The following is a 22,776-nucleotide window of genomic DNA, read 5'->3' on the forward strand; positions in this document are numbered from 1 at the left end:
GATTCGTGAGGTATCGGTTCCCCTTCCTGGTCGTTGCGCTGGCTCTCGTGATGGTCAGCTGCAGCGCAAGTCCCGCTCCACCGGCCGAAAGCAGGCATGGAAATGCCGGACCGGATCCCGTAGCGCAACTACGTCGCCCTTGGACGGTTGAGCGTCATCAACCGGGAACGCGATGTCCGGTCACCACCAATGCCACGCGACCGGACAAGGCCCTGGGGCCGGTTCAGTGCGGATGGCTGGTCGGGCCAATAGGGCTGGGAGACGGCCGCCTGGATTACCTTGCACCCGGTCCCGCAGACGGGTGGGCAGACCCTACCTGGGCTGGTCAGAAAGTGGCGTGGGCGGTGAATCCCGCGCTGACCACACCGGTTCTGATCCGCGGCCGGCAACTCGACGGGCCTGGCGACGTCAGGTTCGACGACCCAGCCGTCGAAGAATTTTTACTCGATCCGACCAAGGATGCACTGCCCGGCGGCTGGCGAGACTATCCATCCTTGACCCGATTACGAACTCCTGGCTGTTACGCCTACCAAATCGACGCGGCAGTGGGCTCTTTCACGATCGTCTTCCGTGCCGTCGGCCCGGTGGTGGCTTCCACACATAGCTGAACCTCAGGCCAACACCACAGGCCCGGTGGTCGAGGCCACGACCTTCGATGACGGCCGCCCTGCGTCGCGTGTCAAGGTCGTTGGCACATGAAGGGGCTGACTCAGGGAACTGCCGCAAACGCTGGATCACGCGGTGGAAGGCCGCCTTGAACGCCTTCGCCATCACCTTCGAAGGCCGTCTGACCCCGACTTCCCGATAACCAATGAAGATCGAGTTACACCGTTTACTGGGCTCTGTCTCTCTTTCGGTGGTGACGGAGCGTCAGGCCAGGAGGATGCGGTGGCGGAGCAGCGTGAAACCGGCGCGGCCGTGCATCTGGCGCATGATGCGCTTGGTCTTGGTGTCCACGCCTTCGGTGCCGCCGTTGTGATAGGGCAAGGTCAGGGCCGCGCGGACGGCATCGCGGTCCTGGTCGAGGCCGCGGGTGAAAGCGTGCAGGTGAGGTAGATCGGCGGCACGGGCGGTGGTGATCCGGGCATTGAGGCGGTCGGCGTTGCCGTCACGCGGCTGGAGCAGGTCGGCGAAGCCGCGGACGAGCCCGGCCAACTCGATCATCTCCGGGCAGGCGGTGGTGAGGTCGTCCAGCAGGCGCCGGCGGGTGTCGGTCAGATTGCCGGGCCGGGTGAGCAAGAGCCGGGCCAGGCGGCGCGATGAAAAGCGAAGTCGTCCACCCCCAGCAGCCGGGGCACCGGTGGCTGTGGCAAGGGCAGGCGCAGCAGGATGCGCAGGGCGGTATGCCGGGACAGGCGCATGGCCAGGACGGACAAGGCCCGCGTGCCGGCGCGTCCGGCCAGCTCGCGGACCACCGCGCCGATCTGGCAGGTCAGACGGGGTGTGCGCCGCTGGTAGCGCTCCAGCACCCCGGGGAGCTGTTCGCGGAAGGTCTGGCGGCAGCCGCGTGTCGGGCAGACCAGGCGGCGGACCCGTACCACCACCAGCACGCGGCGTGCGTCGACCGGCACATCGGCCACGCTCCGCTCGTGATAGCCGTGCACGCGCGTCGTCTGGGCCCCGCACCCCGGACAGGCGACCGACCCGTCCGGGGTTCGCGCCCGCACCCGGATCCGCTCGCCTTCGTCCGCCACGTCCTGCACTACCAGCGGCGATAACCCCGAAAACACCGTACTCACCAGTTCGTTGACATCACGCACAACTCACCGTGACGCAGCAGGACGTTCGGTCACCACCGAATCTGCGACAGAGCCGTTTACTGGACAGACCCAGCCCTCGTTCGCGCGCTTCCCCATTGCTCAAGTGTCTATTTGGCCAGGGAGGGGTGCGCGAGAACTACGGAAGCAGTGTGAAGGCGCTGACATGCTTGGGCTTCACGACGTGGAAATGGCGGAGGTCCAGGGTGGCGATCTCATGGACGTTGAGGCGTTCGGCTACAGCGACCACGGAGGCGTCGGCGGCGCCCAATGGGAAGTCGGCGTAGGCTCGGACGAGATCGGCCATCCGGGCGATGTCCGCGCTGATGACGGCTTCGAGGGTGAGAACGCCGTCGACGATTGACTGGAGGAACTGGGCTTCGACCTCGGGGCCGACGCGGGATTCGATGAGCCAGCAAACCTCGGTGAGTACTGGGCCGGGGATGACCAGTGGGCCGGGGTGACGTTCGAGGAAGTCGAGACAGCGTTTATGGTCGTTATCGTCCGCGTTGAACAGCGCGACGAGGGGGCCGGTGTCACAGATGATCATGCAGTGAACCGGCCGAGTTCGTTGCGGATGATGTCTTCCGAGCGTGCGGCCAGGTCGTGTTCAGCGTGCATGGTCTTGGCGAAGGGGAAACGCCGATAGCGGCCGTCTTCGAGCAGGGGAGTCCCCTGATGTTCTTCAGCCGGGACGAGCTGAAGGACAACGGCACGTACGGCCCGCGCCTGATCCGGGGTCAGCCGGTCGACCAGGCGATGGAGGTCCTCGTACTCTTCATGCGCCGCGCTCATGCTGTCGAGTCTACGCCGCCGCACCCGGCCGTCGCTTGCTAACGGATCTCCTAACAACGGCTCTGGACGATCATGGGCAGAGGCGGCACCCCGAAGTGGCAAACCCGCCTGAGCGAGCGCAGATTGATCTTCCTGAAGTAGATCTTGAAGCGTGACAGGCTCGGCCCTCGTGACACACGGTGACTATGGAGGGTCGATGGGTACGCGCAGGCCGCTCACACTTGAAGATCGCGAGGAGATCTCGCGATGCCTGGTGGCGAAGATGTCCGGAACGGACATAGCGGCGCACATCGGCCGTACTCCGTCGTTGGTGTCTCAAGAGATCAGCCGACACGGGGGACGCGACGGATACCGGGCACATCGGGCCGACGCGAACGCGGCCACCTCGCGGTCGCGCCCGAAATGCCGGAAACTCCAGGAGGACGGCGATCTGCGGAAACACGTCGTGCACGGTCTCCAGGTGGGTTGGTCGCCTGATCAGATCGCTGGCCGGTTGCGTCGCGAGCGCGGATACGGGGACCCTGGAAAGGTGGTGTCTCACGAGCCCGAGTTCCGCGTAATTAGCGGTCACTAGAGACTCCGACCGGGTAAACTTGCAGGTCAGAATGGTGTGACTAGAGCTGCGGCCTGAAATCGCCTAGAGAAACGCCTGGGCAGATTGCCCCGTTAGCTCCGGGTTTGGGTGGGTATCGTCTAGAGACGATGTATGTGAAGACCACCAGCCGGAAGACCAAGAACGGCACGGCAGTCCGCTACCTGCACCTGGCCCACAACGAGTGGGACCCGGTCGCAGGTCGCTCCGTGCCCAAAATCTTGCACAGCTTCGGCCGGGAAGACCAACTCGACCGCACCGCGATCACCCGGCTGGTCGCCTCTCTATCCAAGCTGCTGGACCCGGCCGAAGCACTGGCCGCCACCACGGCCCCCGGCCTGGCGTTCCTAGAATCACGCCCTTACGGCGGCACCTACGCACTGGACCAGATATGGCGCCGGCTGGGCATCGACCAGATCCTCATCCAGCTCCTGCAGGGCCGCCGCGGCCGGCCCCGTGACGTCTCGGCCGAGCGGGTGCTGTTCGCTCTGGTCGCCAACCGCGCCCTGGCTCCGTCGTCCAAACTGGCTGCCGCCGACTGGATCAGCAACGATGCCCACATCGACGGCCTGGCCGCCACCAGCGACGACGCCTGCTACCGGGCCATGGACTGGCTACACGACGTCCGCGAACGACTGGAGGCCGAGATCTACAACCAGGTCGCCAACCAGCTCAATCTGGAGGTGGACCTGCTGTTCTTCGACACCACCAGCACCTACTTCGAACTCGACGAGGCCGACGAGCCGATCGCTCGCGACGAGCACGGACTGCCGGTCTCCCCATCCGCATCCGCATCCGCATCCGCATCCGACGGCGACGGCGACGGCGACGGCGACGGCGAGCAGGACAGGGCCGGATTTCGCACCTACGGCAAGTCCAAGGACTCCCGCGACGACCTGCCGCAGATCGTCATCGGCATGGCCGTCACCCGCTCCGGCATCCCGGTCCGGGTATGGTCCTGGCCGGGCAACACCTCCGATTCAGCGTTGATCCGGCAGGTCAAGGACGACATGCGGGACTGGACCCTGTCCAAGATCGTGTGGGTGGCCGACCGCGGGTTCGCCTCCGCGGCCAACCGCCGCTACCTGCGCAGGGGCGATCATCACTACATCATCGGCGAGAAGCTGCGCTCCGACAGCCCCGAGATCACCACCGCGCTGTCGCGGCAGGGCCGCTACGCCGACATCACCGCGAACATGCGCATCAAAGAGGTCAAGGTCAGCGAGCACGAACGGTTCGTGATCTGCCACAACCCCGAGGCGGCCGCCCGCGACGCCCACGTCCGCGAGCAACTCATCACCCAACTGCGCGAGCTGATCGACGGCTCCGACACGCTGAGCGTGATCAAACGGGCCGAGCTACGCGGGAAGATCAGCGCCAGGCCCGCGCTGAACCGCTATCTGCGCACCACCCCCGGCGGGCGCTTACGGATCAACGCCCGCGCGATCAACGCTGAGGCCAACCTGGACGGCAAATACCTGCTGCGCTGCTCGGACCCGCATCTACCGGCCGCCGACATCGCCGTCGGCTACAAGCAGCTTTTGCAGGTCGAGCGCGGCTGGCGCGACATGAAGTCGATCATCGATCTGCGGCCCGTCTACCACCGCCGCGAGGAACGTATCCGCGCCCATGTCATCTTGTGCTGGCTGGCCCTGCTGCTGGTCCGCATCATCGAAAACACCGTCGGCGACACCTGGGTGAGCATTCGCCGTCACCTCAACCGTCTGCAGATCGGTACCTTCCATGGCCCCGCGGGCCGCTTCCGTCAGCGCACCGAGCCCACCAAGGTCCACCGCGACCTGCTGACCAAACTCGGTATCGCTGCGCCCCAGCAGATCATCGAGCTCGCTGCTCTCTCCTGATCCTTCCTAAGCTCGGACCTGTGCGCGGACTAGAGAAACGCCCATCCGGTGTGTCTCCACGCGTTTCCCCAGGTCAAGCACCGGTTTCGAGCTCTAGCCGCTCCGAATTACGCGGAACGCAGGACGAGGCGATTTACACCTGGATGTACGCGTTGCCCAAGGGTGAGCCGGCCGTTCAAGGCATTCAGCTGCGCTCGGGACGCACCGAACGCAAGCCGCGGGGCCACACCAAGGTGCCGGGCGCCCGGATTGTGGGGATGCGTTCCATCGACGACCGTCCCGAGGAGGTCGCTGGACGGCAGGTCCCCGGCCACTGGGAAGGCGACCTCATCATCGGCAAAGCCGGCAAAACGGCCGCCGGCGCCCTGGTCGAGCGAACCAGTCGCTTCACCGCGATCATCGCGCTGCCCGACGGCCGCACCTCCGACGCGGTCTGCAACGCCTTGATCGACAAGGTGTCCGACTTGCCCGACCGTTTCCTCAAATCGATCACCTGGGATCAGGGAAGCGAGATGGCCAAGCACGCCGCCCTCACCGTGGACACCGAGCTCGATGTCTATTTCGCCCATCCTCATTCCCCTTGGGAGCGAGGAATCAACGAGAAAACAAACGGGCTTATTCGCGAATATCTCCCCAAGGGAACGGTCATTCCCGATGACTCTAGAATCCTCAACGAAATTGCCGATTCGCTCAATTCTCGCCCGCGAAGAGTGTTAGGATATGAAACGCCAGCTGAAGTTATGGCTGAGCTGATCGCCGCTGAAATTCACTCCACCGATTGATGCCGCCGGAGAACACGGACTGGGGTGCAACGTATACCATTGCAGGGCTCGGTCGCTTCTATGTGAACGACAGAATCCTGCACGGCGAGGACTTCATTCTCCATCTCTACAACGCCAGCGGCCAACGCATTAATTAGCGAGGGAGCCCCCGGGGGGAAAGCATCGTCCGGGGGCTCGTCACGCTCACGCCTCGCGCGCGTTCACCGGCCAGAACTGGAACAGGAATTCCTCCAGTCCCTCCATTCTCAGTCCGAGATCATCGTCGTCGTCCTCGTCGAAGTCCTCTACGTCGGCAAAGGGATCCGCCTTCGCGATGCGATGCCCGCGCACCAGCCATGAGGCCTCTGGCACTCTCAGGTCAAGCAGCGGCCCCGCTTCTCCCACGGAATTTGTCGGCCTCAGCTTGCCCGAGCTGCTGAAGAGCTCAACGGTACGCCTGTCCACCCCGCCCTCCTCCTTGGTGGGAGGCTCTGCCTCCCACAGTTCCAGGGTGATGCGGGCGCGGTGGTGGTAACCTGCGCGGCTTCGCGCGATCGCCATATTCGCAGTGGCGGCGAGCCAGATCTCATCCTCGTCGGTAAGGGAGAACAGCTTCTCCGGATCGAGCGCGGCGGGCGATCGCGACAATCCGTCCACATCCACGATCGAGAATGATCCGTAGTCGATCCGAAACGCGTCCGAGATACGCTCGACCAGATTTGCCATCCAACCCTCCATAACATGACAAGCCAGCAGATCACCGAGCAGAGATTATTCGAGAGATCCACAACGAGGGATGGAAACCTGCCCAAGCCCTTGATATCAACCAATCGGCCAGTGGCGACGGCAGGCAAGCGCGGACGTTGCCGCCCCCCAGCGTTCCGAGGCGGATGGGCTTGCCCGGAGGCTACGTGAAGACGCACTTGACAACTTCGGCCTGCTCAGCGCTTCCGGGGTTGAGGAACAGCGAAACAGCCGTTGGCAGTGAGAAAGATCTTGTTTCTCGTTGTGGCGGTGAGCTGGTCGAATGCGAAAGGACCAGGCGGTCAGGGCCCGATGAGGTGAGGGCGGAGTCCTGGAGAACTCCGCTCCGACGCCCTGCACAGCCTTCCGCGACCTGCGACGCGGCGGCTTACCGCCAATGGCTGTTCCGCTGTTCCTCAACCCCGCCGCCGCCGCCGGAGTCGCTCGGGGCCAGGGCCTCGCGCACCACCGACAGGACATCACCAAGGCCGCCCAGCAGCCGTTCGGACTCGGCGCGGTGCACCTTGCGCAGGGCCTCCAGGTGATCACGGCCCTTCTTGTGGAGAGCGGCCATCCGCTTGCAGAACATGGTCACCACGTCGTCGCGGACCCCGGTCGCGACCGTGTGCACCAGGCTCACCATCAAGGTGAGCCGCCTGTCCTCCGACACTTTGCGCATGTCGGCGGCATCGGTGACCCGGGCCTCGCCCGCGAAGTGCGCGACCTTCCCGGGCGGTACGCCCTCCAGCCACGCCCCGGTCGGCCCGATCGCCTCGATGTCGGCCAGCAGCGCCAACCGCTCCTTGAACTTGCTCAGCGACGCCGCCTTCGCCGCGTCCTTCAACCGGTCGAATTCGCTGCGCCGACTGACCGGGTCGACCACCAGCAGCCGCGCCAGCCGGCACCGCGCGGCCACGTCCAGCCGCCCGGCGACCGTCTGGAAGAACCCGGTGTTCACCTCGGCCCGGATCGCCGAGGCCATCGCGTCCAGCGTGATGTAACCCGGCAGCTCACACCGGGCGCGGACCAGCTCCTCCAATGCCACGTTGATCAAGTCGGCCGGATTATCCTTGGACTGCACGGCCTTCCGGATCGCGTCCTCGGCGACCTGCCGGATCCGGGCCGCCTCATAGGTCACCCCCAGCCGCTTGCGGACGAACTCGCGATGCCGCTTGGCCGACCGGGCCGCCCGCTCCAGCTCCAGTTCCACATCCTCAGCCAGCCCCAGCGCCCCGCGAACATGCCCGACCACGACCAGCGGCACATCCTCGACCTTCGGGAAGTAGCCGAGCCGCTGGTAGGACTTCAGCCACACCACCAACGCCAACAGATGATGCTCATCCTGGGTACGGCCACGCGCCCATCCGATCTCGGCATCGGTCGGCGTGAACGCCTCCGCAAGCTCCCGCGCCGACACCACCCTGGCAAACCCGAGATACGCAGTCCGATCGACCGAGGTCACCCGTAACCCCCGAGACCGCCTGACCCCGACTTCCCGATAACCAATGAAGATCGAGTTACACGTTTACTGGACAGACCCGAATACGAGTTCCAGGGAGTTCATGATCCGGTGCTTCCGCGGTTGAGTGTCGGCGCGCGAGCGTACAGCGCCTTCTGGAACGTCAATGCCAACAACCGCATCAGCTTCGCCGCCGACGGACAGATGATTCTGTCGTTCAACACCACGTTCTTCGTCGAAGACTGGATCGATGCGCCGGGACTGGCGCGATGGCCCGAGTTGCGAACCATGGTGCCCTACTTCGATCGGCAGAACGGGAAGAGCTGGCGGGCGGCGATGCTGGCGGCGATTGAGCTGGCCACCGGGGCACGGTTGACGGAGGAGTGGATCGAGGAAGAGCGGTCGTATCTGACCTCGCAGGAACCTACGGCGGACTGATCGCAGGGCTGAAGCTTGCCAGTCGTGACAAAGAGCCCGTAACACGATCTTGTGGGTGTGGGCTGGTGGGTCGTGTCCGGTGTGACGATTCGTCCGTTGGTGGTGCTGTGAGTGCGCCATGGATGGTCGATGACGAGTTGTGGACGCTGATCGAGCCGGTGCTGCCGCCGTGGCCGGAGCGGGCGCCGGGTCCTCGGCCGGGGTAACGCACGTGATCCTAAAACGGGATGGCGAGCACGACGGGCGTTCGGCGTGACGCTCTGACCGGAGCAGGTCCGGCTTCCGGTGCCAGGCTGTGCCCGTCCTGCCCCGTGGCTGCTTGACGGCTGCGCCAACGCCGGCGAGGCCGTGCCTGGGGAGTGATGGACCCGCGAGTGTTCGGCGAGCGCTGCGCCTGTGAGAAGGACCGCCTCAGCTCACGGCCTTCTTGATGAGCGCGCCGATCCGTGCCCCGTCGGCGGCGGTCAACTCCGTCAGAGCGAAGGCGGTCGGCCACATGGTGCCTTCATCGAGGTTCGCCTGGTCGCTGAAGCCGAGCGTGGCATACCTCGTCTTGAACTTCTGCGCGCTCTGGAAGAAGCAGACGACCTTGCCGTTCCTGGCATACGCGGGCATCCCGTACCAGAGCTTCGGCGAGAGGGTCGGCGCGTTGGCTTTGACGATGTCATGGAGCCGCTCGGCGAGGACGCGGTCCGCCTCCTCCATCTCGGCGATCTTCGCGAGCACTTCGCTCTCCGCGTCCGCCTTGGCCGCGCGCGGGCCGCGCCGCGCGGACGCCTTCAGCTCCTGGGCGCGCTCCTTCATCGCGCCCCGTTCCTCATCCGTGAATCCGTCGAACTTCTCGTCGACTGCGCCGGTGTTCTTGGCGGACGTCTGCGTGCCCTTCATGGCAGGTTTCCTCTCTTGCAAGGCTTGATCGGGACAATCTCATGCTAGTGCTGCGTTCCTGAATGGAGTCAAAGATCCCTGCTGACCTGGGGTGATGATGGTCTCAGGGGGGATTGTCATGCCGAAACTGCTGCATGCGCGTCCACCGATGGACGCCGAAGAGAAACGACAGATCTGCAAGCTGGCCGGGGCCCGTCATGCCCCGGCCGACTGGATCATGAGAGCGCAGATCATCGTGTTCAGCTGGCAGGGGCTGCGCACCAGCGCCATTGCCGCCAAGCTGGGCTGTCACATGCAGACCGTACGCGAGCGGATCGAGCGCTTCAACGCCGAAGGCCTGGCCGGCCTGGGCGACCGACCCGGGGCAGGCCGCAAACCACGCATCACCGAGCTCGAACGCGGACAGCTCATCGCGCTAGCGCGCTCGACTCCGCCCGGACGGCTGGTCCGCGACGAGGCCGGGGACCTGGCCGCGGCCGATGAGGGCGGCCCGCCGCAGTGGACGCTGGACAGCCTGACCGCCGCCGCCCGCGCGCAGGGCATCGTCATCGCGCGCAGCCAGGTCCGCCGGATCCTGCTCAAAGAGAAGGTCCGCTGGCGCCATCCCCGCTCTTGGACCACCTCGACCGATCCGGACTTCGCCCCAAAAGGGCCGAGGTCATCGGCTGCTACACCGACCCGCCGCCCGGTACCACGGTCATCTGCGCCGACGAGCTGGGACCGGTGACCCCGCGCACCTTCCCGCCCGCGCCCGGCTGGTCGGTCGACGGACACCGGATTAAAGCGCCGCTGACCTACTCCCGCGGCACCGACAAGAGCTGGGTATACGGCGGCCTGCGCATCCGCGATGGCATCGAGCTCACCTTCTGCGCGCCCTCACGCGACAGCGACGGCTGGATCGGGCTGCTTCAGCAGATCGCCAGGGCCAACCGACGCGGCCCGATCGTGGTCATCACCGACAACCTGTCCAGCCATTCCAGCTGGAAGGTCCGCCAGTGGTTGCTGCGGCATCCACGTATTCGCCAGGTGTTCATCCCGGTCAAGGCCTGCTGGCTGAACCTGGCCGAGGGTTGGTGGCGGCTGCTGCGCCGGGCCGCGTTCGCCGGGCAGACCTTCGCCGACGCCACCGAGATCGCCCACGCGGTCACCCTCGCTACCGCCCAGCTCAACGCCCACGCCCATCCCTGGATCTGGGGACGACCGCCCCCGCAGCCCCGAGCCCTGCGCCGCAAGTTCGTCTATTTGCTATGAGGAACGAAGCACTAGGGATCCGCCGCGGTGGCGGCTTCTCTGAAACTGATCGGTTGTTGCCCGGGTGAGAACAGCGACGGTGTCGAGGCGGAGGCCGACCACCTGACACCCTGTCAACGACACGCCCAAGGAGTGGCGGAGATCGCGCTCGGCTAACGAGGCAACGGGCTCAGCACATCCTGCAGGGGCTGTGGGACACGGGGATTCTGCGGCGCGGCATCAGCCTGGGAGCGCTGGCGGCCCGAGGCGTCTCCGATCGTGCGGTGCGGAACCTGGACAAGCCGATCGCCACACTGAACCGTCACTGAGTCACGGTGACCAGCCGCCCGCCCTGCCGAGCGCTTGGGGCGCCACCCGCGGGCTGGCCGTTCTGGCCGGAAACGCCGACCAAGTCGCAGACACACTCCAGATCCAAGCCGATGCTGAGACTCCGCGCCCTCATCAGCAACGGCGACCTCGACGCCTACTGGCACCACGCCCTCGGCGGTGTGAACGAGTGAGCAGAACGCTCGCCGCCCAGGCACGCTCGATCACGGCGTGTTCTGCAAGAACGAGCCAGGTCGGAGGTACGGAGTCCCTGCTGGAAGTCCACGTTCTTACCCGCACTGCTCGCCGGATGGGGCGGGTGTGTTCCCATGCGACGGCCAGCCGAGCCAGCGGCCGTCGCGCGTCGGCCCGAGGCCGAGTCGCACCCGGTCGTCCGCCAGCAGGTTGCGGCCGGTGACCGAGGCACGCGGCGTCGAGATACAGCAGCGGCAAGTCAGGGCGTGGTTGTCAGCGATGCGGCCTCCCACGCAAACCCGTCCGGGTCGGTGAAAGACCCGGCAACGCTGCCGAGCATGAGCCGGTGCGATCCGGTGCCGTCCATAGGGACGCCGACATCCTTGGCAAGGGCACGGCGCCCGTACAGCGCCAGCTTGACCGGACTCGACGCAGTGGCGAACTCGACGTACTTGCGGCCAAAGCTCTTCGTCACGACGAGGCCGCGGTCAACGTAGAACCGCTTGCTCGCGGCCACGTCCGCGGCTCCCAGCAGGAGCACGATCTCGTCGAACTGCTGGGTGGCCGGCCCGGTGTCCTTCTTCGCCGACGTCGCGACCTTCCAGATCGTCCCGTCCGGGGCCTGTACGACGCCGCCGTAGCCCCAGAACGACTTCGCGGCAGGCTTCAGCGGCGTGGCACCGGCGTCGAGGGCGGCGCCGATGAAGCCGTTGACGGTGGCCGGCTGGGACACCGTGAGCGACAGCGCGAAGCCACGGAAGCCGGTCGTCGGCGCCCCCGAGGCCCGCAGGCGCACCTGAGCGCCCAGACCGAAGGCGGTGTAGAAGCGGTTGGCGGCCGCGGTGTCGGCCACCTCGAGGGTGAGGGATTCGATGGAAGTCATAGCCGTCACGCTAGTTGCGGCTCGGTGACCGGCGCTTCTCGATTCCTGACCGGTCTCGTCACCTGTTTCGCCACGCACGACGGCATCCCCGCCGCAGCGCCCGCCGCGCGGCGCTGGTAGGCGCTGGGCGGCATGCCGACCAGCTCGGTGAAGCGGGTGCTGAAGGTACCCAGCGACGAGCAGCCGACCGCGAAGCAGACCTCGGTGACGCTGAGGTCGCCACGACGCAGCAGCGCCATCGCGCGCTCGATGCGCCGTGTCATCAGATAGGCGTACGGCGACTCGCCGTAGGCGAGCCGGAACTGGCGGCTGAGGTGCCCGGCCGACATGTTCACGCCACGGGCGAGCGCCTCGACGTTCAGCGGCTGCGCGTACTCCCGGTCGATCCGATCGCGGACGCGGCGCAGTCGCGCAAGGTCGTTCAGGCGCTGTGCTGCGGTAAGTGCGCGCCCCCATGCGGGATGACACATGAGAGAACTCCTTTCATCGATGTCTGCGAGCACCTGGGCTACATGGCGAGGTGCTCGCCGGTGAGGGTGGAGCCGGCGGCGGCGAGGCGAGGCCGGTGGTCGGCTCGCCCGGGACGTAGACGCCGCCCGTCTCCGCCATGTGAACGGCTCAGCGAAGCTCCTGGATGCGGACCAGGTTGCCCGCGGGATCGCGGAAGGCGCAGTCGCGGATGCCGTACGGCTGCTCCGTCGGCTCCTGGACGACCTCGGCGTCGCCGGCCTGCAGCTTCTCGAAGGTGCCGTTGAGGTCCCGGGTGGCCAGCAGAATCCAGCCGTAGGTGCCCTTGGCCATCATCTCGATGATGGTGCGGCGCTCGTCCTCGGTGATGCCGGGGTCGGCGGCCGGCGGCGCCAGGAGGATGGACGTGCCGGGCTGGCCGGCGGGGCCGACCGTGATCCAGCGCATCTTGCCGTGTCCGACGTCGCTGCGGACCTCGAAGCCGAGGGTGTCGCGGTAGAAGGCCAGGGCGGCGTCCGGGTCGTCATGCGGGAGGAAGCTCGTGTGAATGGTGATGTCCATGGCCGTCACGTTATCTGCGGCTCGGTGACCGGTGCTTCTCGAATCCTGATCGGTTCGGCCACCTGTTCACCCAGGATCTCCACGACCGCCTCCCAGGTGATCGCAGGCCGGGACAGCGCCTCGGAAGAGCTACACCCAACCGGTGCTGCATTCCTCAAAGACTGTAGACGAACTGGCGGCGTAGGTGTCTGGGGGCCGGCGGTGGCCGCCCCCAGATCCAGGGTTTGGCCCGCTGGTTGAGCTGGGCGGTGGCGATGCGGGTGGCGCGGTCGATGTCGGCGCGGCCGGCGAAGGACACTCCGGCCAGGGCGTGGTGGCGGAAGATCCGCCACCAGGCCTCCTGCAGGTTGAGCCGGCAGGCGCCGACCGGGATGAACGCGTGCCGGATACGCGGGTGGTCGGCCGGCCAGGTCCGGGTGGCCGGACTGGCATGGCTGGACAGGTTGTCGGCGATCACCCAGATGTCGCCCTCGCCGGGGTCGGCGTCCTCGACCTGCTGCAGAAATCGCTGGTAGGAGACGCTGTTGCGGGACGGGCCGGTCACCGAGCCCGTCGATGCCTTCGGCGTTGAAGCGGCGCAACCGGCGGCGCACGGTCTCGAGATGGCAGCCCAGCGTGGCGGCGATGGCCGCGCATCCCATCCCAGCTCAACACGGCGATCCGGGCGCGCTGGATCCAGTCGGCAGGGGCGTGCCGGGCACCGGCGAGCTTACGGATCCGGCGTTCCTCCTCGCCGTCTCGCGGCGCCCGGGCGTGCAGCAGTTTCGGCATGATGACACCACCTCCCTGTCATCCACGATGCCCCTGGCCAGGACGGCTTACCAGAGACAAACGCAACACCTCTTGAGGAACGCAGCACCGGGGTGGGGATCTGGGAGCAGACGTCCATGGTCATGGAGATCTGAGAGTGGCGGAGGATGCGCATCGCCACCCGAGGGTGGACATCTAGGGTGACCAGGAGCGAGGCGCCGGTGTGCCGGGTGTCGTGGACCCGGATACGCGGGACGCCCGCCTTCCGGCAGTGCGCCCCGAGGGCCCGGCTGAAGTTTCGCGGCCCGATCGGGGTGCCGGGGCTGCTCAACCGCACCGCCTTCGCCGAGGGAACCCGCGGGACCCGCGATGACTTCGGCAACCCGTTGATTGCGCTCGGTGTCACGATGTGAGAACTCCGTCAGCCCTGGGATCTATCTCGAAAGGCTCTGAATTACTTTTGAGCGAAATGGATCTTCACTTGGCATACCAGTATGCCTTCTTCTCTTGCATGAAACTTTAGCGGGAGAATAGCCGATATGGCCGGTCGGCTCTCCGGTCCGTACGTGCCGAGGATCCAGGAGGATTGGCGCGCACTGTCGAGAGCGACGCCTGTGTTTATCGATCGCAGGCGCGGGGATAGCTGTTGTCGTAATCGCCCATTCCGGGCGAATCGACAGATCCGGGAGGCTGACATGAACGGATACCTACCGTATCGTGATTCCACTCCGGCGGCCCGCATTGGGGCCGTACGCGGCTGGCAGGCGGACATTCTTCGCGGCGAGTCGTAGCTGAGTTAACAGAGGTACTGCGGTGCGTATAGGCCGCAGTGCCTCGACTTGTGGCAGGCGGGGCGATGAATCAGGGGGCGTTTATGGCGCAATTCTTTTACCCTGCCGCTGGGCGCAGCGATGTGGTGGAGGATCTGTTCGGATTCCTGGTTTCCGATCCCTACCGGTGGTTGGAAGACGGCAATGGTTCGCGTGTGCGGGACTGGACGGCGGCCCAGGATCGTCTCTTCCACGCGTATCGCGCCGGATGGCGTGAGAAGCAATCGTGGGCGTCTTTGGTGGATCAGGTGTCATCCTTCGGCGTGTCGGAGCCTCCGATGGTGCGTGGTTCGGTCATGTTCCTTGCCGAGCAGCTCCGTGGGGATGAGCAACGGCGCCTGCTCGTCGTTGACGCCGAGGGGAACAGGCGGGTGCTGGTCGATCCGGTAGAGATCGATCCGTCCGGCCATACCGGGCTGTATGCCTGGTGGCCATCGCGCGAGGGCGAACGTGTGGCTGTCCAAATGGAGGTCGCCGAGCAGCCCGGCAGCGACATCATGGTGCTGGACGTGCGTACCGGTGAGGCGGTGGACGGGCCGTTGCCACGCGCCCGTAACACCTCGCTTACCTGGCTGCCGGGAGGGGACGCGTTCTACTACGTCAGCCGTGTTCCTGATGAGGAACTGGCCCCCGGCGACATGCGTTTGCAGCGGCGGGTGAGGTTGCATCGGATCGGTTCGCCCTGGCAGACCGACGCGGTGGTGCTCGGCGGCGACGATGCCCCGGACCACTATTACGGGCTCACGGTCAGCGTCGACGGCCGTTATCTGGCGATCACTGCGATGGTTGGGCCCGCCTCACACAACGATGTGTACGTGGCCGAGCTCATCGATCCGGAAGCCCCGCATTTCATCAAGATCGTGGACGGACGCACCATACGCGCCCGTGTTCTCCCACGCTTCCTCGCGGACGGCAATCTGCTGCTGGTCACCGACTACCAAGCCCCGTGTGGCCGCATCTGTATGGCGCACCGGCACGATACCGACCCGGCTGCTTGGCGCACGCTGGTAGCCGAGGATCCCCAGGCCCCCTTGGACGAGTGTCTGGTCCTGGACGACCCGGCACTTCCGCGGCCCCTCCTGCTGGTGGCACGCACCCGCCACGGCACCTCCACCCTGACACTGCACGACCTGGCCAGTGGCCGGCTGCTCACCGGTCTGCCCCTTCCCGGCGCGGGCGTCGTGTCATCCCTGCGCACGAACATCCCACACGGACATCACGCATGGTTCAGCTACTGCGACGCAACCACACCCCCCACCATCTATCGCTACGACGCCACCAGCGGGAAGACGGAACAAGAAACCGGCACCACAATAGCCGGACATACTCCAGAAATCCGCAGCCGCAGCGTTCGCTATCACGCCGGCGACGGTACCGAGATCACGCTGTTCCTGTTCACTCCAGCTGAAGAACATCAGAGCCCCCGCCCCACCCTCCTTTACGGCTACGGCAGCTTCGGCATGCCGATGCGCCCATGGTTCTTCCCCATGGCAGCCGCGTGGGTCAGCGCCGGCGGCACCTACGCGGTCGCCTGTGTACGCGGAGGCGGCGAAGAAGGCCAACGCTGGCACGACGCCGGCCGCGGACCACACAAACACCGCGCGGTCAGCGACTTCAACGACGCCGCGACCTGGCTCATCAACACCGGTCGAACCACCCGCGACCAACTGGCGATCTTTGGCCAATCCGCTGGCGGACTACTGGTCACCGCCGCCGCCACACAGCGACCAGACCTGTACGCCGCGGTTATCGCCGAAGGCCCGCTATGTGACATGGTGCGCTACGAACACTTCGGCCTGGGATGCACATGGACGGACGAATTCGGTACCGCCTCCCAACCCGAACAACTCCAATGGCTACTCACATACTCCCCCTACCACAACATCACGCCCGGAGGCTCCTATCCCGCATTCCTCCTCACCGGCGCGGTAACCGATCTGCAGACCGGAGAGGCCCACGTCACCAAAATGTGCGCGGCCCTTCAACACGCCACCAGCAGTGACCGACCGATCCTCATGCGTCGAGAACCCGACACCGCCCACGCCGCCTTCCCCGCGAGCAAAGAACGCGCCCTGATCGCGGACATCCTGGCCTTCGCTGGAAAATACACCGGTCTATCACCGGAAAAGACAACCATGCGTCTTCACGAGACTGCCGCGGAATCACACTGAGATGGGCTCGTCTGCGAACCCTCACCAGCTTCTTGAGATCGCCGCCGAGCTCCTGCCCGGAATGTCTCTCGATGGTGCCAGGCTGGCGAGCGGGCAGTTCCACGATGTTGTGCTTGTTCCGGGCGTCGCCGCAGTACGTGTCGCGCGGCGGGAGATCGCTGCTGCTGACTTGCCTCGGCGTACCGAGCTCTTATAAGATCAGGGGTTCGATTCCCCTCGTCGGCTCGCAGCGAAGAAGGCCCCTGGACAGGCGATATCTTGTCAGGGGCCTCGTTGCTTCTGAGGTTCAGCCTGTCTTCCCAGTACGACACCTTCCCCGCGGCTATCCTCACGGTATGAGTGCTCAGCCTGTCCACCCGCACGTTCCCGGTGAGCCTCGGGTGCCGCGCACCGTCGATGGGATCGCCACCGCCCTTCAAGGCGGTCGACGGATGGAGTTCTACCGCGAGCTCGGTCGGGCGCCTTTGGACCAGGCCGAGGCGATCCTGCGCCGTTGGTGGTGTGAGGCGATGCTCGACACTGATCCCGAGGCGGATCGGATTCGCGAGGCCGCACTGGAGGGCACCCTGCCTGTCGCCACTCTCGCAGATGTCCTTGCCCGCCGAGAGCGGCAGGGCCTGCCCGTTGAGTGAGCCCGCAGAGGAGGGGTGGCCCTGCTATTTCTCCGAGGGAGTCGCGGAGCTTCTGGCTGATCCTCAGATCAGCCCGACGCTGTTCTCGGCGGTCGCCGCACTGTCCGTCGAGATCAACGAGACGAGAGGTGACGTCTCCGGCCATACCGCTTCTGCCCGGTGGCCTCAACAACGCAGGGTCCCGCTCGGTGAGAACGGGATGTTGGGCGTCGCTGAGTATGTCGTCGTCGCAGACACCGTCGAGCCGCACTGTGTCATCACCCGTGCCCAGCTGTATTAGATGACGGCGTCCGTCGCCAGCGCCACCGCGTGATCTTGCTAACGGATTTGCTGACGGCGGCTCTGGACGACCACAGACGCCTGACGTTCGGGAGGAGGAGGTCGACTTCGTCCGGCGGGCGGTGGAGCTGCCGGAGGGCCCGCTCGCTGACGTCACCTCCCTCAACGAGGCGGCGGCCCGCGCCCACGGCAACCCTGACTTCTCGTCGGCAAGCGGAAGTTGCGAAGATCCCGGCATGGAATTCGACGACCCCGCCAGCATGCACCGAGTATGCGCCGAGCGGCTCGGTGAGAAGGCCGGCCAGCAGTTCGCGGCCATGGCCCGCCGCGGTTTCCGGCTGGACCCTCTGACGGACGACGCCCAGGCCACCGGCCGATGCCGGCTCGGCGGCCCCGCCCTGCTCGAACCGGGCACCCCCTGGCCCGAACTCGGGGGCTTCCCGCTGTCCCTGCACGCCGTACTCGACACCGACGCCCTCGCCCCCTGGCTCGGGGACGAACTGCCCACGCGGTCGGGCCTGCTCAACTTCTTCTATCTCGATCTGGACGTGCCGTACGAGGAGTACCGGAAGCTGGACACGTCCGGGCCCGAGGTGTGCCGCGTGATTCCCGCCGATCCTGCAAGGGCGGTCGAGACAGCCGCACCCGGACCGGCGAGGAGCTATCCGGCCACACCCGTCCACGCGGCCGAGGTGACCATGCTCCCGGACTGCTGGGACGTCGAGGACGGCGACGTCGAGTTCGACACGGACGAGTACTGGGGCGCGACGTCGCTCATCCTCAACGAGATGGGCGGCCTCGACGGGAACACCGCCGGCAGTCACTGCGCCTTCGGCTGGCCCGACACCTCGTATGCGTCCAAGGTGACCTACCGCGACGCCGACGGCCCCGCAATCCATCTGCTCCAGCTCGCAGAGGACGCGGAGCTCGGATGGGGCTGGGGCGACGCCGGAACGATGTACTTCACGATCCCGGCGAAGGCGTTCGCGGCGGGGGACTTCACCAAGGCCGAGGCGGACATGCGCTGCTGCTGAGTCCGTACCTGACCAAGCACATCAACCGGTTCGGCGAGTACTCCACGCATGAGCTCGGCATCCAGGGGTGCCGCCGGGCCGCTACGTTCCGGGGCCACGGCAATCCCTGATCAGCACTCCCATCACCTATGTGGAGCGGATCACGCTCTGACAAGCTGATTCGGTCGAGGACGCCATCGTGCTGGCCGAGCAAGAGGCGGAGGAGTACAGCGAGGGGCAGAACTTCGAGTATCTCGGCCTCGCCCAGTCCTACCGGCTGGTGGAAGGCGAGATCGGGCAGGGTACAGAAGTTTTCTCTCTCCTCAGAGATAGTGATCTTGAGTCGAGCGAGTACCTTGACACCTTCTTCGACACAGGTTCGGAGCGGCAGGAGGTGGCTGACACGGCCGGTGCTTCCGACGAGGTTGTTTCCTGACTCTGGCCGCCAATGAACGATCAAGGCGGTCTCTCACTTTGTCGGCTCATGGAAGCGCGGAGCACGGTCGTCCCGCATGCTTGCATCACCCTCCGTGCCTTGCATATCGCCGTCGCCGGCGGGGAATGACTGGTATGGGTGGAACCATGATCTTCTTGAGGCGGACGTTCCGAGTCGCCGTACTCACTCTTTTGGTCATCCCGATCACCGCTGTCACCGCTACCCCGCAGGCGGCAGCCGACCCGCGCAAGCGGCCACAGGCCGATGCCGGGGCGCTGGCCCGCCGCATGCTGGCCCAGCTGAAAATCGCCAGGCCATTGTCAATCCGTGATTACAGCCACCGGCGGTTCCAGCCCCGATGGGCGCACCACAGGGGCAGGTGCGACGCACGAGAGGTGGTCCTGGCCCGCGACGGGCGACGCGTGCGCAGAAATGCGGCCTGCCACCCGGTCAAGGGCGTCTGGTACAGCCCGTACGACGGCAAGTGGCTGAGAAGCGAGAAGCAGGTCGACGTCGACCATGTCGTGCCGCTGGCGCACGCCTGGCGCTCTGGCGCCAGCAAATGGAGCCAGGCGCGGCGGCGCGCCTTCGCCAACGACCTCACCCGCCCCGAGCTGATAGTGGTCAGCCACTCCGTCAACATCGCCAAGGGCGCCCAGGGGCCGCAGAGCTGGCGTCCGCCGCGCCGCAGCTATTGGTGCCGCTATGCAACCTCATGGATCACCGTGAAGTATCACTACCGGCTCTCCGCGACCGGGAGGGAGAAGGTGGCCTTGCTCAACATGCTCCGCACCTGCTGAGGGCAATGATTCACACGCGGGCCAGGACCTCTGCGAAGTGAACCGGACCGAGCACTTGAGCCTGACGTCCTCAAGAACGAAAAGAAACCCTGGAACCAGAGCCGTAGGTTCGAGGGTTTCCGATTCCCCTCGTCGGCTCGCAGTTCAAAGGCCCCTGAACAGGTGTTACGCCGTCAGGGGCCTTTCTGTTTCCAACGCTCAACCGGTGTCTTCGGAGCCTTGGGGAGCCAGACCGGGAGCCACGGGCGTCTGCCCGCCCGGCAGAGCCCCGGAGATCGCCTCCGTCGCGGTGCGCTTGTCGCCCTCCATCAGGTGTAACGGCACCATCGGATATCAGAACTGTCCGAATGCCTGCTCTGTCGGCCTGTTCTGGTAGCGAAGGTGGACGACGTGCAGCGGCGTGCCCTGGGCGAGCATGAGTGAGGTGCCGGAGTGCCGTAGCTCGTGCGGGTGCCAGTGGCCGAGGCCGGCCTTCTGCGCCGGCCTGGAGAACAGGTGCGAGAAGGTGCCGGGGTCCGACGGGTTGCCGAAGGAGCCGCCTACGCTCACCGCGACGATCTGCGGCACCTCATAGGAGTGCAGTCCTCGCACACACCGGGCGAGCTCCTCGAAGCGCTACACGGTGGTCTTCACCGGTCAGCCTCCTCGCGGCTGCTGGCAGTGACACGGTCAAGGCGTCCGCCGTACTTTTAGGAGGCGGATACGGCGGGCGCCCTTTAGTTCCGGTTACAGCCGGACGGGCAGCACAGTTACTGAGGTTGAACTTGTGATGTCGTGTGCGTGGTTGCGTCGGTCAGAAGCGGCAACTCCCGCGTGGTCACCGAATGCTCGGTCGTGGCTCCAGCGCGGGAGGCGCGGATGGCATGCTGGGAGGCCGGCGATCGTAAGGAGATCAGCGATGACCCACCCTCTTGGCACGCAGCCCGCGCCCCGGCGCACCCCTCTCAGCGCGGAGGAGAAGGTCCGGGCCGAGGCGGGCTTCGCCCCCTACGTCGCCCAGCAGCTCGTCGCCAACGGGCGGTTCAGGGTGAGCGCCGACACCCCGGAGATGGTGGAGCTGTTCCAGGCGGTCGCCCACACGGTGGGCGAGATGCTCCAGCGGCCTGTGGTCAGCTATGCCAACGGCAGGTACATCGTGATCACCTTCGGCCAGGAGGAGGCCCCGGCCTCACGGGCCGAGGCACCCGCTCAGCACAGGAGTGACTGCCAGGCGTCGTCCATGTACGGCCTCGGGGAACAACGGACCAGCCGTTAGCGCTAAGAAACGATCCTGATGGCGAAGAGGCCCCGACCGCCGTGTCGGGGCCCTGCGGGATCTCGGAAGAGAGTTTTTCCGCTGCGAGGCGTCGAGGGTCAGCCGCAGTGCTCGAAGGGGCTCTCGTACCACTGGTTGCCGTAGGAGCCGCCCCACATGATGCACTTGCCCGGCGCCTTGACCTTGACCGGGCCGGCGTAATAGCGATAGTTGTCCGCGTCCACCACCCCCGGCGAGCCGTACGCCTGCACCACCGCACGCAGCCAGGCGCTGTTGCCCACGTAGGAGCCCTGCTTCCAGGTGACCACGCAGTTGGTGGACCCGTTGTAGAGCAGATAGATGGTGGCGTACGAACCCAGCGCCTTGCTGTCGATGACGTGGTAGCTGCCGCCGCCGCAGGCCTCCACCGGCGACGACGCCGCCATGGCCGGACTGCTCAAAGCGACGGACGCCGCCAGTGTGGCCGCCATGCCGAGCGCGAGGGTCGCACTTCGCTTGATATCGCCCATTCGGGGATGCCTCCTCATTACCTTCACTGTGGCGATCAAGAATAGGCGAAACGCCCAGACAGCGCCGAGCGATCAGCGCGTGGATGCCTGTCACCGATCCGGAGGGCAACCATGGAGGCCCTCCGCTCGGGTCCGTCGGTTCGCCACCTGGCACGTGCTCCATCGTCTGCGGCGGTTCGCCGAACGCGGGCCGCTCACCGAGCAACAGACCCAGCAGGCCCGAGGCGAGGTTCGTCAAACCGTCGAGTCCTCTGCCTTCGTGGTTTCCCGATGGGAAAATTGTCCGCGGACCCGGTTGAGCTGCTGGGAGATCCACCGCTGCTCGCCGGAAAACGCCCTAGCCATCCCGGCCAGGGCATCCGTCGTGTGGCTCACCTATCCGTACGTGGGGTGCTGCGGCCAGCCGGGCGGGGAGTCCTCCCAGTCCTCCTGCCGGCCGTACGGGGTGAGGTCGAGGATGCTGTTGACGAAGACGAGCCGGTCCACGCCGCGGGAGGTGGTGTTGTAGGTCCGGTAGACGTCCTCGCCGTCGCGCGGGAACACACTCAGCATGAAGCCGCCACCGGCGCCGCAGTCGTCCGCGAACGACGTGCCGTGTGACGACACGAACGGCACCGTCCAGCCCATCCGCGCCTTGTACGCCTCGATCTGGGCGAGCGGCATGTTCGAACTTGACCATCGGGAGACGGCGACGCCGCGCTGCGAGCGCGTCCTGAGTGCGGGTGGCCTCTTTCTCGGCCTTGAGCAGCTCGTCGCGGGCCTGCTGCCACTCCCCGACCGAAACGATCTTCGGTTGCTCCATCCGTCGACTGTGCCCCGCAGGACCGACAAAATCCCGCATCGTCTTCATCCCGGATGCCCGCAACGTGATCGCCCACCCCTGGAACCCGCGCCATCTCCTCCAGGTCTCGCTGCGGTAGTGGTCGGTAGGGGATGATGGCACGCGAACGTGGCCCCTGTTCTTGATCGACTGGCTTAGACAACCGACGATCATCGGGGGTTGCGTTTGTCGTCTGTGCGGCTGGGGGCCTCTCAGCCCTGTACCCCGGTCCGATTCACGCGCGTCTCACCAGCCGAGAACGCTTCGGACCTGCGTGCCACACTGCCTGCTCAGCGGCGCCAGTAGCGCCAATGGAGCGAG

The 22,776-nt window shown here is 66.1% G+C and carries 28 protein-coding genes and 3 pseudogenes; 15 read left to right on the top strand and 16 right to left on the bottom strand.

What is annotated here, in order from left to right:
* Positions 1-344 precede the first annotated feature (344 nt).
* Positions 345-608: a hypothetical protein gene (locus tag FHR32_RS18340; RefSeq protein WP_184755415.1), complete on the top strand. Its 264-nt coding sequence runs from the start codon at positions 345-347 to the stop codon at positions 606-608.
* Between the two features lie 262 nt (positions 609-870).
* Here FHR32_RS18340 and FHR32_RS18345 read toward each other — a convergent pair.
* From FHR32_RS18345 to FHR32_RS18355, 3 genes and pseudogenes are all read right to left on the bottom strand, one after another.
* Positions 871-1,760, bottom strand: a pseudogene (locus tag FHR32_RS18345) (transposase family protein).
* Positions 1,761-1,896: 136 nt separating this feature from the next.
* Positions 1,897-2,307 carry a type II toxin-antitoxin system VapC family toxin gene (locus FHR32_RS18350; protein WP_184755416.1) on the bottom strand — a complete coding sequence of 137 codons (411 nt, stop codon included), beginning with the start codon at positions 2,305-2,307 and terminating at the stop codon, positions 1,897-1,899.
* Positions 2,304-2,552, bottom strand: a complete 249-nt coding sequence (locus FHR32_RS18355) for a hypothetical protein (RefSeq protein WP_184755417.1) — start codon at positions 2,550-2,552, stop codon at positions 2,304-2,306. Before FHR32_RS18355 ends, FHR32_RS18350 begins: the two co-directional genes overlap by 4 nt.
* Positions 2,553-2,748: 196 nt before the next feature.
* On the opposite strand from FHR32_RS18355, the gene FHR32_RS47285 reads away from it, so the two are divergent.
* The 3 genes from FHR32_RS47285 to FHR32_RS18370 all read left to right on the top strand — a co-directional run bounded on the left by FHR32_RS47285 (position 2,749) and on the right by FHR32_RS18370 (position 5,788).
* Positions 2,749-3,126: a helix-turn-helix domain-containing protein gene (locus tag FHR32_RS47285; RefSeq protein ID WP_184755418.1), complete on the top strand. Its 378-nt coding sequence runs from the start codon at positions 2,749-2,751 to the stop codon at positions 3,124-3,126.
* A 128-nt stretch (positions 3,127-3,254) separates the two neighbouring features.
* Positions 3,255-5,006 (top strand): IS1634 family transposase, encoded by a 1,752-nt coding sequence (locus FHR32_RS18365; protein ID WP_184755385.1) that lies wholly within the window; start codon positions 3,255-3,257, stop codon positions 5,004-5,006.
* Positions 5,007-5,056: 50 nt separating this feature from the next.
* Positions 5,057-5,788 carry an IS30 family transposase gene (locus FHR32_RS18370; protein ID WP_312882665.1) on the top strand — a complete coding sequence of 244 codons (732 nt, stop codon included), beginning with the start codon at positions 5,057-5,059 and terminating at the stop codon, positions 5,786-5,788.
* 183 nt (positions 5,789-5,971) lie between these two features.
* On the opposite strand, the gene FHR32_RS18375 is transcribed toward FHR32_RS18370, so the two are convergent.
* The gene (locus FHR32_RS18375) at positions 5,972-6,493 is read right to left on the bottom strand and encodes a hypothetical protein (RefSeq protein ID WP_184755420.1); all 522 of its coding nucleotides are present in this window, start codon (positions 6,491-6,493) and stop codon (positions 5,972-5,974) included.
* A 406-nt stretch (positions 6,494-6,899) separates the two neighbouring features.
* Positions 6,900-7,973, bottom strand: coding sequence for a DUF4158 domain-containing protein (locus tag FHR32_RS18380; RefSeq protein WP_184755421.1), 1,074 nt, complete (start codon positions 7,971-7,973; stop codon positions 6,900-6,902).
* A gap of 108 nt (positions 7,974-8,081) precedes the next feature.
* Here FHR32_RS18380 and FHR32_RS18385 point away from each other — a divergent pair, with 108 nt between their 5' ends.
* Complete coding sequence (locus FHR32_RS18385) at positions 8,082-8,408, top strand: hypothetical protein (protein WP_184755422.1); 327 nt, start codon at positions 8,082-8,084, stop codon at positions 8,406-8,408.
* 411 nt (positions 8,409-8,819) lie between these two features.
* Here FHR32_RS18385 and FHR32_RS18390 read toward each other — a convergent pair whose 3' ends face one another.
* The gene (locus tag FHR32_RS18390) at positions 8,820-9,296 is read right to left on the bottom strand and encodes an iron chaperone (protein ID WP_184755423.1); all 477 of its coding nucleotides are present in this window, start codon (positions 9,294-9,296) and stop codon (positions 8,820-8,822) included.
* A 118-nt stretch (positions 9,297-9,414) separates the two neighbouring features.
* Here FHR32_RS18390 and FHR32_RS18395 point away from each other — a divergent pair, with 118 nt between their 5' ends.
* The 3 genes from FHR32_RS18395 (at position 9,415) to FHR32_RS18405 (ending at position 11,047) form a co-directional block, all read left to right on the top strand.
* Positions 9,415-10,023: a helix-turn-helix domain-containing protein gene (locus FHR32_RS18395; protein ID WP_184753818.1), complete on the top strand. Its 609-nt coding sequence runs from the start codon at positions 9,415-9,417 to the stop codon at positions 10,021-10,023.
* Positions 9,996-10,547 carry a transposase gene (locus FHR32_RS18400; protein WP_184756427.1) on the top strand — a complete coding sequence of 184 codons (552 nt, stop codon included), beginning with the start codon at positions 9,996-9,998 and terminating at the stop codon, positions 10,545-10,547. The genes FHR32_RS18395 and FHR32_RS18400 overlap by 28 nt, the downstream gene beginning before the upstream one ends.
* Positions 10,548-10,861: 314 nt before the next feature.
* Complete coding sequence (locus FHR32_RS18405) at positions 10,862-11,047, top strand: hypothetical protein (protein WP_184755424.1); 186 nt, start codon at positions 10,862-10,864, stop codon at positions 11,045-11,047.
* A 260-nt stretch (positions 11,048-11,307) separates the two neighbouring features.
* Here the strand turns inward: FHR32_RS18405 and FHR32_RS18410 are convergent, their stop codons facing one another.
* The 6 genes and pseudogenes from FHR32_RS18410 to FHR32_RS46030 all read right to left on the bottom strand — a co-directional run bounded on the left by FHR32_RS18410 (position 11,308) and on the right by FHR32_RS46030 (position 14,116).
* A complete protein-coding gene (locus FHR32_RS18410; protein ID WP_184755425.1) occupies positions 11,308-11,931 on the bottom strand; it encodes a VOC family protein in 624 nt (207 codons plus the stop codon).
* Between the two features lie 5 nt (positions 11,932-11,936).
* Positions 11,937-12,401 (bottom strand): helix-turn-helix transcriptional regulator, encoded by a 465-nt coding sequence (locus FHR32_RS18415; RefSeq protein WP_184755426.1) that lies wholly within the window; start codon positions 12,399-12,401, stop codon positions 11,937-11,939.
* A 148-nt stretch (positions 12,402-12,549) separates the two neighbouring features.
* Positions 12,550-12,960 carry a VOC family protein gene (locus tag FHR32_RS18420; RefSeq protein ID WP_184755427.1) on the bottom strand — a complete coding sequence of 137 codons (411 nt, stop codon included), beginning with the start codon at positions 12,958-12,960 and terminating at the stop codon, positions 12,550-12,552.
* A 154-nt stretch (positions 12,961-13,114) separates the two neighbouring features.
* Positions 13,115-13,504, bottom strand: a complete 390-nt coding sequence (locus tag FHR32_RS44530) for a transposase (RefSeq protein WP_312882447.1) — start codon at positions 13,502-13,504, stop codon at positions 13,115-13,117.
* Between the two features lie 13 nt (positions 13,505-13,517).
* Positions 13,518-13,601: pseudogene (locus tag FHR32_RS47290) on the bottom strand (helix-turn-helix domain-containing protein); the annotation flags it as partial.
* 68 nt (positions 13,602-13,669) lie between these two features.
* A complete protein-coding gene (locus tag FHR32_RS46030; protein ID WP_221465457.1) occupies positions 13,670-14,116 on the bottom strand; it encodes a tyrosine-type recombinase/integrase in 447 nt (148 codons plus the stop codon).
* A gap of 468 nt (positions 14,117-14,584) precedes the next feature.
* Here FHR32_RS46030 and FHR32_RS18435 point away from each other — a divergent pair, with 468 nt between their 5' ends.
* From FHR32_RS18435 to FHR32_RS18460, 6 genes are all read left to right on the top strand, one after another.
* A complete protein-coding gene (locus FHR32_RS18435; protein WP_184755428.1) occupies positions 14,585-16,711 on the top strand; it encodes a prolyl oligopeptidase family serine peptidase in 2,127 nt (708 codons plus the stop codon).
* A 335-nt stretch (positions 16,712-17,046) separates the two neighbouring features.
* A complete protein-coding gene (locus tag FHR32_RS18440) occupies positions 17,047-17,343 on the top strand; it encodes a hypothetical protein (RefSeq protein ID WP_184755429.1) in 297 nt (98 codons plus the stop codon).
* Entirely contained in the window at positions 17,336-17,623 is a 288-nt protein-coding gene (locus FHR32_RS18445) for a hypothetical protein (protein ID WP_221465458.1), read from the top strand. The genes FHR32_RS18440 and FHR32_RS18445 overlap by 8 nt, the downstream gene beginning before the upstream one ends.
* Positions 17,624-17,858: 235 nt before the next feature.
* A complete protein-coding gene (locus FHR32_RS18450) occupies positions 17,859-18,656 on the top strand; it encodes a DUF1963 domain-containing protein (RefSeq protein ID WP_184755431.1) in 798 nt (265 codons plus the stop codon).
* Positions 18,657-18,834: 178 nt separating this feature from the next.
* Complete coding sequence (locus FHR32_RS18455; RefSeq protein WP_184755432.1) at positions 18,835-19,071, top strand: hypothetical protein; 237 nt, start codon at positions 18,835-18,837, stop codon at positions 19,069-19,071.
* A 146-nt stretch (positions 19,072-19,217) separates the two neighbouring features.
* Positions 19,218-19,871: an HNH endonuclease family protein gene (locus FHR32_RS18460; RefSeq protein ID WP_184755433.1), complete on the top strand. Its 654-nt coding sequence runs from the start codon at positions 19,218-19,220 to the stop codon at positions 19,869-19,871.
* A gap of 333 nt (positions 19,872-20,204) precedes the next feature.
* Here the strand turns inward: FHR32_RS18460 and FHR32_RS44540 are convergent, their stop codons facing one another.
* Positions 20,205-20,462, bottom strand: a complete 258-nt coding sequence (locus FHR32_RS44540; protein ID WP_312882450.1) for a tyrosine-type recombinase/integrase — start codon at positions 20,460-20,462, stop codon at positions 20,205-20,207.
* A 307-nt stretch (positions 20,463-20,769) separates the two neighbouring features.
* On the opposite strand from FHR32_RS44540, the gene FHR32_RS18470 reads away from it, so the two are divergent.
* Positions 20,770-21,126, top strand: a complete 357-nt coding sequence (locus FHR32_RS18470; RefSeq protein ID WP_184755434.1) for a hypothetical protein — start codon at positions 20,770-20,772, stop codon at positions 21,124-21,126.
* Between the two features lie 98 nt (positions 21,127-21,224).
* On the opposite strand, the gene FHR32_RS18475 is transcribed toward FHR32_RS18470, so the two are convergent.
* From FHR32_RS18475 to FHR32_RS46720, 3 genes and pseudogenes are all read right to left on the bottom strand, one after another.
* The gene (locus FHR32_RS18475; protein WP_184755435.1) at positions 21,225-21,635 is read right to left on the bottom strand and encodes a hypothetical protein; all 411 of its coding nucleotides are present in this window, start codon (positions 21,633-21,635) and stop codon (positions 21,225-21,227) included.
* A gap of 375 nt (positions 21,636-22,010) precedes the next feature.
* On the bottom strand, positions 22,011-22,298 hold the full coding sequence (locus tag FHR32_RS18480; protein WP_246466195.1) for a DUF899 family protein: 288 nt from the start codon (positions 22,296-22,298) through the stop codon (positions 22,011-22,013).
* Positions 22,299-22,353: 55 nt separating this feature from the next.
* Positions 22,354-22,629 (bottom strand): annotated as a pseudogene (locus FHR32_RS46720) (hypothetical protein); the annotation flags it as partial.
* Between the last annotated feature and the right edge of the window lie 147 nt (positions 22,630-22,776).

The organism is Streptosporangium album (assembly GCF_014203795.1).
GTDB lineage: Bacteria > Actinomycetota > Actinomycetes > Streptosporangiales > Streptosporangiaceae > Streptosporangium > Streptosporangium album.

Excerpts from the sequence above, each read along its gene's own strand:
- FHR32_RS18350 (WP_184755416.1), bottom strand. The coding sequence starts at position 2,307 with ATGATCATCTGTGACACCGGCCCCCTCGTCGCGCTGTTCAACGCGGAC.
- FHR32_RS18475 (WP_184755435.1), bottom strand. The coding sequence starts at position 21,635 with ATGGGCGATATCAAGCGAAGTGCGACCCTCGCGCTCGGCATGGCGGCC.
- FHR32_RS47285 (WP_184755418.1), top strand. The coding sequence starts at position 2,749 with ATGGGTACGCGCAGGCCGCTCACACTTGAAGATCGCGAGGAGATCTCG.
- FHR32_RS18395 (WP_184753818.1), top strand. The coding sequence starts at position 9,415 with ATGCCGAAACTGCTGCATGCGCGTCCACCGATGGACGCCGAAGAGAAA.
- FHR32_RS18480 (WP_246466195.1), bottom strand. The coding sequence starts at position 22,298 with ATGCCGCTCGCCCAGATCGAGGCGTACAAGGCGCGGATGGGCTGGACG.
- FHR32_RS18435 (WP_184755428.1), top strand. The coding sequence starts at position 14,585 with ATGGCGCAATTCTTTTACCCTGCCGCTGGGCGCAGCGATGTGGTGGAG.
- FHR32_RS18420 (WP_184755427.1), bottom strand. The coding sequence starts at position 12,960 with ATGGACATCACCATTCACACGAGCTTCCTCCCGCATGACGACCCGGAC.
- FHR32_RS18375 (WP_184755420.1), bottom strand. The coding sequence starts at position 6,493 with ATGGCAAATCTGGTCGAGCGTATCTCGGACGCGTTTCGGATCGACTAC.
- FHR32_RS18450 (WP_184755431.1), top strand. The coding sequence starts at position 17,859 with ATGGAATTCGACGACCCCGCCAGCATGCACCGAGTATGCGCCGAGCGG.
- FHR32_RS18365 (WP_184755385.1), top strand. The coding sequence starts at position 3,255 with ATGTATGTGAAGACCACCAGCCGGAAGACCAAGAACGGCACGGCAGTC.
- FHR32_RS18390 (WP_184755423.1), bottom strand. The coding sequence starts at position 9,296 with ATGAAGGGCACGCAGACGTCCGCCAAGAACACCGGCGCAGTCGACGAG.
- FHR32_RS18415 (WP_184755426.1), bottom strand. The coding sequence starts at position 12,401 with ATGTGTCATCCCGCATGGGGGCGCGCACTTACCGCAGCACAGCGCCTG.
- FHR32_RS18470 (WP_184755434.1), top strand. The coding sequence starts at position 20,770 with ATGACCCACCCTCTTGGCACGCAGCCCGCGCCCCGGCGCACCCCTCTC.
- FHR32_RS18355 (WP_184755417.1), bottom strand. The coding sequence starts at position 2,552 with ATGAGCGCGGCGCATGAAGAGTACGAGGACCTCCATCGCCTGGTCGAC.
- FHR32_RS18410 (WP_184755425.1), bottom strand. The coding sequence starts at position 11,931 with ATGACTTCCATCGAATCCCTCACCCTCGAGGTGGCCGACACCGCGGCC.
- FHR32_RS18440 (WP_184755429.1), top strand. The coding sequence starts at position 17,047 with ATGAGTGCTCAGCCTGTCCACCCGCACGTTCCCGGTGAGCCTCGGGTG.
- FHR32_RS18460 (WP_184755433.1), top strand. The coding sequence starts at position 19,218 with ATGATCTTCTTGAGGCGGACGTTCCGAGTCGCCGTACTCACTCTTTTG.